The organism is Desulfonatronovibrio magnus, assembly GCF_000934755.1.
Lineage (GTDB): Bacteria > Desulfobacterota > Desulfovibrionia > Desulfovibrionales > Desulfonatronovibrionaceae > Desulfonatronovibrio > Desulfonatronovibrio magnus.
Map to the genome: position 1 here is coordinate 1 of NZ_JYNP01000101.1, position 9,731 is coordinate 9,731.

Annotated in this window: 6 protein-coding genes; 5 read left to right on the top strand and 1 reads right to left on the bottom strand. The window is 48.3% G+C overall.

All coding sequences use genetic code 11. The features are described 5' to 3' along the window. Positions 1 to 765: 765 nt before the first annotated feature. From LZ23_RS10265 to LZ23_RS10285, 5 genes are all read left to right on the top strand, one after another. Complete coding sequence (locus LZ23_RS10265; RefSeq protein ID WP_045213898.1) at positions 766 to 1,977, top strand: hypothetical protein; 1,212 nt, start codon at positions 766 to 768, stop codon at positions 1,975 to 1,977. Next, the gene (locus LZ23_RS10270) at positions 1,974 to 4,187 is read left to right on the top strand and encodes an MFS transporter (RefSeq protein ID WP_045213900.1); all 2,214 of its coding nucleotides are present in this window, start codon (positions 1,974 to 1,976) and stop codon (positions 4,185 to 4,187) included. Before LZ23_RS10265 ends, LZ23_RS10270 begins: the two co-directional genes overlap by 4 nt. Before the next feature lie 41 nt (positions 4,188 to 4,228). Next, positions 4,229 to 5,488 carry a hypothetical protein gene (locus LZ23_RS10275; protein ID WP_045213901.1) on the top strand — a complete coding sequence of 420 codons (1,260 nt, stop codon included), beginning with the start codon at positions 4,229 to 4,231 and terminating at the stop codon, positions 5,486 to 5,488. A 267-nt stretch (positions 5,489 to 5,755) separates the two neighbouring features. Then, on the top strand, positions 5,756 to 6,814 hold the full coding sequence (locus LZ23_RS10280; protein ID WP_045213903.1) for an ABC transporter substrate binding protein: 1,059 nt from the start codon (positions 5,756 to 5,758) through the stop codon (positions 6,812 to 6,814). 850 nt (positions 6,815 to 7,664) lie between these two features. Next, positions 7,665 to 8,810, top strand: coding sequence for an SPFH domain-containing protein (locus LZ23_RS10285; protein ID WP_045213905.1), 1,146 nt, complete (start codon positions 7,665 to 7,667; stop codon positions 8,808 to 8,810). 305 nt (positions 8,811 to 9,115) lie between these two features. Here the strand turns inward: LZ23_RS10285 and LZ23_RS10290 are convergent. Beyond that, positions 9,116 to 9,731: Rpn family recombination-promoting nuclease/putative transposase (locus LZ23_RS10290; protein WP_045213907.1), on the bottom strand; the 616-nt coding region annotated here is incomplete at its 5' end.

Below are 9,731 nucleotides of genomic sequence, written 5' to 3' on the forward strand. Positions count from 1 at the left end.
GGCACAGCTTCCTGCCCGGAGGCTTACAGCCCGGAGGGGGACTGTCCCTCGCTGTGTAGATTTTTTCATCAAAGCAGATTTCTTCCAGAAACCAATGCAGCATCAATCTTTTTTATAGTACCTCGCGGGGACTGTCCCAATTTCCAAATATGGGACTGTTCTTCAAGGTGGAGGCGGCTTCCAACCGCCTGGAATTAAATAGCCTGCAGGATGCAGGCTCCACTTTAAAGACAGTTACTCACACGTTCGGTCCCGGTCCGCCCGGGCGGTGAATATATCTTTTTTGGGTTGCGGGCATAGCCAGCTTTAGTGATAATGTAATTGTTCTCACTTGAACATATTGGAATAGTTACAGTAAATGATTGCAAAAAGCTTTTGACTGACCAGTTTAGTTGAGTTAGGTTATATGTAGCAATATAATAGATCTTTGGATGTTGCACGGGGACAAACTTTTCTGGACCAATTTTCCTTATAAATATAAGCTTTGGGTATGGGTGTCCATATCCGGAAACTTATGGGGTTTACACGAGGGTTTCAGTTTACACAGGTACACTCCAGCGAATGGCTCAGGAAGAATGCCTCTTTGATACTTTTGAAGAACAACTTCCTCGCTTGAGAGTTAATAGTTATTAGTTGAAGAAAAAACATTTTAAATTAAGTGTCGCTGTAGTGATATAGGCTTCCGGGAAAACTGGGCTGAATGAGGACGCTGAAACAGAGGGATCTTTTTCCGGGCGGGAGATTATTTGAAGCATTGCAAAAGGAGTGGGATATGAAGAAGTGGATGATTATTTCTGCTGGGTTTTTATTTCTGGCAGGTCTGCACATGATACAATGCTCATCAAAATCCAGACAGGTAATGATCACATGCACTTCAGACTGAAAATATTCACGGCCACCCTGGCCATCCTTCTTTTCACCCTGGTTCTCAATTCCGTTTTGAGTATTTCCTCCTTTGAAAATATATACTCCAGGTCCCTTGTATCCATCATGGAATCCAGGGCAATAAACCTCAAGCAGGACATTGAGCGTGGAATCCTTCTGGGCAAGCCTCTGGACGCTTTTGAGGGCATGGACGATATGCTGGCTCAGTTCCTGGATTCCAACCCCAGGGTGGAAAATGTGGCCGTGAGCATGGATTTCGGGGAAATAATCTATTTCAAGGGAGCAGAGGAAAACGGTTCCATGCTTCTTGCCCGGCATGCGCAGGAATTTGAGGGGCAAGATGAAAGCCGCTCCGTTTTTGAACAGGACAGATACATTTTATACCTGCCCATAGTCCACAGGGCTGAACAACAGGCCCACGGAGGGTTACTCCTCTCCTTTTCCCAGGCAGTGATACTGGAGCGCATCACTCAGATGATCAAGGGTGCCCTGAACCGCCTGGGCTGGTCTCTGGGTGGCACTGCCATAGTTCTGGTGGGCCTTCTGGGTCTTTTCGTGGTCCGCCCTATCAGAAATGATCTGGAAAGAATCAGGCAAACCATTTTGCCCATTACCCGGGAGCACGAAATATCAGGGGCACAGGACGTGCCCCGTGAAGAACCGGATAGCCGGTTCAGCCCGTTTTCAAAAGAAGAGAAAACCCATAAGTCCGGACCTGCTGCGTCTGGATCCGGCCGGACGCACCTGACCCAGAAATTTCCGGATTCCAGGATAATCCGCAACGATATTGTGAGCCTTGGCAGCTACCTGCAGGAGATAGCCCTGGAACTTGAATCCAGAGGCAAAGAGGCCGCAGCATCCCCAGGACGTTCATTAAAAGAGATTGCAGACGGCCTGGAAAGTTGCAGCAGCGAGCTTGCCGGGCACCTGGAAAACGAAGAAATACCCCATGAGCTTAGACGTGAACTGGAACAGATCATCAGGGACAGCCGGCAGGCAGTCCAGGTTCTTGGCAGGGTTAAAGAAGACAGGTACGCATCAGGCTTCAAAAAGCCCTCGGATGATATATCGGGCAGGGGAGGCGGCTTATGAAACCAGACCTGAGCCTGAAAGTAAATGCGTTCCTGGTGGCTGTGGCGGTGATCATACTTGGGCAGGCTGCATATTCTTATTTCAATATAAATGCTTTTCAGTCCAGCCATGTGAGCACCATCAGGGAAAAAGCCCAGAGTGCCGGCCAGAACCTGAAAAACGATCTGGAATATGTCCTGGACATTGGCATCTCTCTCGAGAGGATAGCCAGGCTTGAGGACAACCTGGAAAATATCCTCTCCGACCTGCCTGAGGTGGAGTTCATGGAGATCACCGACACCATGGGCTATACACTTTTTTTTGCCGATCATGACCAGGCCCTGGACATTGAACCCGGCACCCGCCAGTCTGATTTTGTCCATAAGCCCTACCTCTCTGAACTGTCCCGCAAGGGCCTGACTCCTCAAGACACGGACATATCCCTGCCTCTGAAAGCGCAGGGTGAGGTTCAGGGCCACATCAATATTCACATTTCCGGAAGTGTCATTCACTCCCAGTCCAGACAGATCATGTGGGACATGCTGACAGTCATGTTCACCTCACTTCTTCTTACTTTTGAATTTCTCACCTTTTTCGTTATCTACTATATAAGCCATCCATTAAGTGTGCTGCGCCGGGACATCTCCCGCAGTTATCCACGGCTTATGCCCGTGGACAGGGACAGGTACGCTTCCCTGGGCGAGATAAGCGTGCTGGCGGATTATTATAACTCCATAGTAAAAAAACAGGCCGAGAGATTTGCCTCAGGTTTGCGGGGCTTTCTTCCGGATCTGTCTCAGGGGTTTTCTGCACCGCCCCGGCAGCAGACAGAAAAAATATCCGGCCTGCTCCAGAACCTTGAAGGACCTGAATCCAGCCGTCCTGCTGCATCCCCGGATGCCCTGCAGAAAATCAGGGTCTGCCTGCAAAAGGTCAACACCTACTGGAGTGATCTGGCCATAAGCCTGGAAGGCGGCAGCAGACTCCATGCACCTGCAGCAGGCAGGGATGAAGCTTCAGGGCCTATCCCTTATTCCCTCATTAGACCTCTTATTTTTCTTTTTATCATGGCCGACGGATTCAGCCTGTCCTTTTTCCCCATGTATGTTGACTCGCTTTATGAGCCAGTACTGGGCCTGTCCCGAGAGATGATAATAGGTCTGCCCATTGCCGCTTTTATGTTTACCATGGCTGTTTCCATGCCTTTGGCCGGGGCCATGACCGATTCCAGGGGCTGGTTCATACCTCTGATAATCGGACTTTTACTGAATGCTGCAGGTCATTTTCTCACAGCCATGGCTCAGGATATTCTGTGGCTTATAGTATTTCGCTGCCTGGCCGCCGTAGGTCTGGGCGTGGTTTTCATGTGCTGCCAGAGGTTTGTGATTGACAATACCAGCCTCAAGGCCAGGTCCATGGGCATGGCCGGATTTCTGGCCGCCTTTTTCAGCGGCGATATCTGCGGCACGGTCATAGGGGCCATGCTGGCGGAAAGAATCGGTTATGCAAACGTGTTTTATGTAAGCGCCATTTTCACCTGTCTGGCCCTGATTTTCGCAGTTCTGGTCTTCAGGGGGGACTTCAGGCCGGCAAAGCCGGAATCTTTGGGAGGCTTTGGCCTTCCTTTCAAAGCCTCTCAGCTTTTCCAGGTCTTCCGGGACAGGGAGTTTGCAGCTGTGCTCTGGCTGCAGGCCATACCGGCCAAGCTGGTCCTGGTGGGATTTCTGTTTTTCTTTGTTCCACTTTACCTGAACAGCATTGATGCCCTGCAGTCCAATATAGGCCGGGTCATCATGTGTTACGGCATATGCCTCGTTTTCGCAGGCCCGCTTATATCACACCTTTTTCCACAGATATATCTTCGCAAATACTTCATACTCCTGGGCGGGCTCATAACTGCCGGGGCAATGCTTTCTTTCGCCCTTTTCAGCGGTTTCATACCCATCCTGGTCATGGTCATAATGCTGGGCATAGCCCACAGCTTTTCCGTATCCTCCCAGGCCTCGGTGATATCTGAAACTGATATTGTAAAAAAGCTTGGCCCGGGGGCAGGCATGGGCATATATCGTTTCTGGGAAAGGGCCGGCAACGTGGCTGGACCGCTGGTAATGGGCTTTCTCATTGCCAGGGTGGGCTATGAGAGCTCTGTGGTGCTTTTCGGAATATTGACCCTGGTCAGCAGCATCCTTTACCTGGGCTTTCTTATCCGTAGGAACTGGATCAGCCATTAAATCAGTCATGAACACTTAAATCTTTAGCCTTGGGAGTTTTTATGGATAAATATTTTGCCTTTCTGGACAATCAGGTCAACGATCTACTACGTGTCGACATAGGCTTCAGCACCTGCCCTGCAAAGGATATCTATCCCCTGGACCCTGAAGTACTGGAAGGATACCGGAAACGCCATGAGCTTATCCGTAAGTTTCAGGACATAACCTCTGATCTTTTGCGGGCCTCCCTGGCTCAAGAAACCGACTCTGACGTTGCCGGGCTTATTATCAATGAACTGCCTCAAAGCTTTGGCTGGAGCTGGCACAGAGAAATTCATGAGCGGGCCCGGGAAATGGGGATTTCACTGCAGCCTGCTTTTTTTCGCACCGACGAAGTTGTGCCTGGAAAAATCTCGGAAATTCAGAGCCCGGGGTCTTTGTGGTGCCAGTGCGAACAGCTCTACTCTTTTTATGAGCATTTCAGTCAGGATTTTAAACGAAAGCCCGTCTTTCCCAGGTCCATGGCCGGGCAGTTCGCCATAGACCTGAAGAAACACCTGGGTGACCAGCCCATGGTGCACCATCTCCTGGATAACGCCTCCATCCAGTCCGGAATGCGTTTTTTCCTGCAGCGAACCAGAGACCACGGGATCAAATATTTCGGATACGACAAAGGCGTCAGTGCCTATGACTGCAACTTTATCCGGGCCCATGCCTTTCACGGACTCATGTCCGACAATTATTTCAAAACCAGGTTTGATGCCTGGCAAAACAAGAGACTGCACTATGATCTGCCACCGAGCATCGTCTTTGACGAAAAAATTCCTCTTATTTTCCCTTTCTGGGAAAAAACCAGGGATATGTATCCTGATGAAATCCGGGAGATCTTCCCTTATACTACTCTGGTGGACCCGGAAAACATTGTCCTGGAAGACGGGGAGCGCATGGATATCCATGAATTTTTCCAGCTTCCCAGGAAAAGAAGGGATTATTTCCTCAAGTATGCCGGATGCGATCTGGACAGCAACTGGGGCAGCAAAGGGGTCTACTCCATGCAGGCTATGACCGGAAAAACCGCCGAGAAGATAAAATTCCTGCTTATTGAAGGTTATAAGCACAACAGATACTGGATCCTGCAGAAAAGTTACTCGGTCAAAGAAGATATCGCCTACCTGGACAGATCCAGTGGATTGCAGGAGATAACCGCCACTGCCAAGTACAGCGGATTTTACGGGCCGTCCGGGCTCATGGGCATTCTGGTCATGCACCGGCCTTTCTACAAGGTTCACGGGGCCGGAGATACCATCGTCAGTCTATGCTGAGAGCTCATTGTCCGGAATTGACTGGACCTTGTCCGGGAGTATCTGTTTAGCGCTTTGCATGTGGCACGGCTTCCTGCCCGGAGGCATACAGCCCGGAGGGGGACTGGCTCTCCCCGCACTTATTTTTAAGTAATAATCTTCACATCAGCTACAAATAAGTCCAGGGTGCCTGCCCCCTGCTTTCCTTAAAAGGGCTAAACAGGTACGTCCAGGAAACGATTTAAATTAAAGATAACATCACATTTTAAACAATAAGTGGAGCACTTTATGCTTAAGTTTTTCAGGCTGCAGAATGTGGGTTTTATCTGCCTGATCCTGGCCGGAATTCTTCTGGCCTCTCAGGCATTCGCGCAGGATAAGAACTACCGGGTGGGCTATATCGAGGGAGGTCCGTACTGGCTTTTTTCAGACTCGCTGCAGGCAATAAAAGATTCTTTGCAGGCCCGGGGCTGGCTGGAAAAAATTGATTTCCCCGGGGATGCTCACTACAGCCCGGGTTGGGACAGGGACGAGCTCCTGGAACAAGAAGCTCGGGAACTGATGCAAAGAGACGACTTAGACCTGGTCCTAACCGCAGGCACTGATGCTACCCGGGCCATACTTGCGGCCAACAACAATAAAACACCCATTGTGGCCATGGCCGTTTCCGACCCTGTGGATTCGGGTTTTGTTCAAAGCATCCATGACTCGGGTGTGGACAATTTTACTGTACGCCTGGATCCGGAAAGATATCCGCGTATGTTTGAAATCTTCCATCTGATTGTGGAGTTCGACCGTCTGGGGGTGATCTATCCGGACACCCAAAGCGGCAGACAGTTTACAAACCTTGGTGCCGCCAGGCGGATAGCCGATGAAAGGGGGTTTGAACTCCTGGAATACGACAGAATCACTACAGAATCCGTCCAGGACTGCTTAGAAGGGATCAAGCACCTCCTGGATGAAGGCATGGATGCCTTTTTCATTCCCTCTCTTCTGGCCTTTGACTGGGAAAGCAGCGATGTGGATAAGATCCTTAGCTTTCTGCGGGAGCAGGGAATACCCACTTTTGCCAGAAACGGTTCCCGGGATGTGGAGGCTGGGGCTCTCATGGGCTTTTCAACCGTGGACTTCAGCAGGAGAGGCAATTTTGTGTCTCAAATGATAATTGATATCCTTGAAGGTAAGCAGCCCAGGTCCCTGAACATGGTGGACAGAGGCATCCCTAAGATATCCTTCAACATTCAGGTAGCCAACGAAATAGGCTTTAACCCCCCGTTCGAGCTTCTGGCAGCCACTGACGAACTCTATCGCAAAATTACCCTGCCTGAAGACAGGCTGGTGGAATGATTTACTCCTTGCAACACCTCAACAGCTCACCGAAGGTTCGCAGGGGGTTTTTTACAGACAGCAATTATGTTCTTAAGGCCTATTAGGGTGAAATATCTTACATAGACGGTTATGGAAACATATACCCTTTAGGTGTTCAGTGGACGAGTTGCTTAAGAACATTGAAAACTTGTAAGACGATAGCCTTTTTGATGCTGCAGTGGGCACGTTTTTCCAAAACCCCCTTGTCTCACAAGTAACTACAATCGAATATGCAATAAATTCAGAATATTATGTTTTTCCCATACAGATTGCTTCGGTCGCTTAGGCTCCTTCGTGGGTGACAGGTTTTCAGCAATTACATTCCTGACAGCACAGCTGTCATTGCGAGCGAGTCTTTTTACCTCGTTGAATACACGCAGTGTAGGCGCAGCCATTCAACTGGGGCGAGCGCGGCAATCCTTGTTGCGAGCGAAGCGAAGCAATCTCGTGTTAAGGCTGATTTTTTAGTTACCTCTTTTTTTGTGGCTCCAGCCACATTTTGAAGAAGCGGCTGGAGCCGCAAGAACTAAACGCCCCCAGGCTGGAGCCTGGGAACGAGCGGTATAAGTTACTCATACGTTCGGTCCCGGGCCGCCCGGGGGAGCAACTCATAACTCTCATAGCCCTCATCATTCTCTGTCTGCCCCGAAACACAACGCTTGACGTCATATACAAAAGTATGCTGCAGTATAAGTTGTATCATTATAAGTTGTATCATTGTAGCTGAATACAGGTATGAAACCATAATCCTGCATAATATTTCAGTATAAGCAGACAATTGTCTGACCTGTTTTTTTGAACTTCGGCAGCAAGCATCAGGAGGCTGTAAATGGGCTCTGATAATCTGGTTTTTCTTGAGAATATTGAATGGTTTGACAGAACCGGAAGGGAAATGCTCCACCGGGTGCCTCAGAAAGGGTCGGGTGAGATCAAGCTTGGGGCTCAGCTGACTGTCCGTGAAAGTCAAGTTGCTGTTTTCTTTTACAAAGGCCGGGCCATAGAGGTTTTTGGAGCAGGGCGACATACTCTGAAAACAGCCAATATACCTGTACTAACAAAGCTTCTCAGCTTCCCCTGGGCATTTGCCAGTCCGCTTAGAGCAGAGGTCTACTTTGTCAACATGAAGGTTTTTACTAATCTCAAGTGGGGTACACGAGATCCTGTAGCTTTCAAGGACGGACAGCTGGGCCTGATCAGGCTAAGGGCTTTTGGGGTATTCAATGTGCAGGTAACCCAGCCACTGCTTCTTATCAACAAACTTGTCGGCACTCTGGGCATGTACTCAACTCAGGAAATCGAAGAGTATCTTAATAGGGTGATTGTCTCAAGATTTAATGACTTTATGGGTGAAAATCTTGACTCTATTATAAACCTGCCAGCCATGTATGATGAGTTTGCCCAGGGCCTGAAAAACAGGCTTTATAACGACTTTGCTCATTTCGGCCTTGGTTTGCCACACTTGTATATCAATTCCATTACCCCGCCTCCCGAGGTTCAAAAAGCAATAGATGACCGATCGCGCATGGGCGTGTTTGATGATATGAACAAGTTGATGCAGTTGAAGGCTGCCATGGCTATGGAAAAAGCAGCCCAGTCAGAAAGTGATGGAGCAGGGCAGGGTATGGGAATGGGCATGGGCTTAATGATGCCGGCCATGTTTGCTCAGTATTTTGCTTCTGCCGGGCCAGGATCTGGTGTTCAGACAGCAGCAAAGAATGTGTCCGGGGACCACGCCTGTCTAAGCTGTGAAAGAAAAGTACCCGATGATGCTAAGTTTTGTGGTCATTGCGGACAACAGCAGGTTGTTTTTTCCAAATGTGACAATTGTGACAGAGATCTTGATCCTGACGCCAGGTTCTGCTCAGGATGCGGAAGCGCGGTTGAACAAAAGCCAAGTCAGCGCTTATGCTCTCAATGCAAAACGCAAAACCTGCCCGAATCACTTTTCTGCAATCAGTGCGGTGAAAAGCTTTAAAAACATTACTATATCCGATTGTATCCGGGACTATTATGAGTTTGTAAAGCAGAACCGTCTTTATGCGGGAGCATTACGCGTTGTTCTGCGACACTTTGTTTCATCTGGATGGGATCAGGCGCTTTTGTTACCGGATAGTCTGATTGTTTTACGTCTCTATCTCGGCAAAAGTGCCTTTACACGGTGGTTGAGGCAATAGTTAACACAAAATTGCTGCAGTAGTGTTGCAAAAGCTCAAAAAAAACCACCTATTTCAGTTAAGGAATAGGCGACCAAGGATATGAGAGGAATTGATGAAGAGCTGTTTAGTTGAGAACTTTGTTTACCAGTTGATCAAACTCTTCCACTGAGTTGACACGGTAAGTTTTCTTGAAGAGCATGTTAAGGATATCTAAGGATTGAACGGATTTAATCTTTTCAGATAATGATTGTCCAACCACATCAAATCTTTCAGTTAAACTTTCAATGATATACTGTTGAGCTTTTATTATTTCACCTTGCTGCTGCCAGTATGGTTTTTCTTTTGCAATAGCTTCGCTAATTATTTCTTGTGCTGCTACACCGTACATTTTTTCACCCCCTGCAAAGTTTTTAACAGAATGGACAAGTCGTTTCCTATGAACTTTCCCTATGGACAGAATATATCTGATGGATATTTCCAGATAATCTCTGGCTTCGTCTCCATCCGGCAATTTCGCTATCAGGCTGTATATTTCATCAATTTTGGACTCAAGCTCATCATAATGAATGTATTTGAGCAACAAATGAAATATCTCCATTACTGTGCTTGTCTTGAATGCCGCATCATCCATCCGGCCGATGTCATGATGGATGTGGCGGAATTTAGGTACGAAATCTAAAAAATGTTCTGATGGCAGTTCAAAGTAATCCTCAAAATGAGTGCTGAACTTCCACTTGTCT

Coding starts and splice junctions, on each gene's coding strand:
- LZ23_RS10270 (WP_045213900.1), top strand. CDS start 1,974: ATGAAACCAGACCTGAGCCTGAAAGTAAATGCGTTCCTGGTGGCTGTG.
- LZ23_RS10275 (WP_045213901.1), top strand. CDS start 4,229: ATGGATAAATATTTTGCCTTTCTGGACAATCAGGTCAACGATCTACTA.
- LZ23_RS10280 (WP_045213903.1), top strand. CDS start 5,756: ATGCTTAAGTTTTTCAGGCTGCAGAATGTGGGTTTTATCTGCCTGATC.
- LZ23_RS10285 (WP_045213905.1), top strand. CDS start 7,665: ATGGGCTCTGATAATCTGGTTTTTCTTGAGAATATTGAATGGTTTGAC.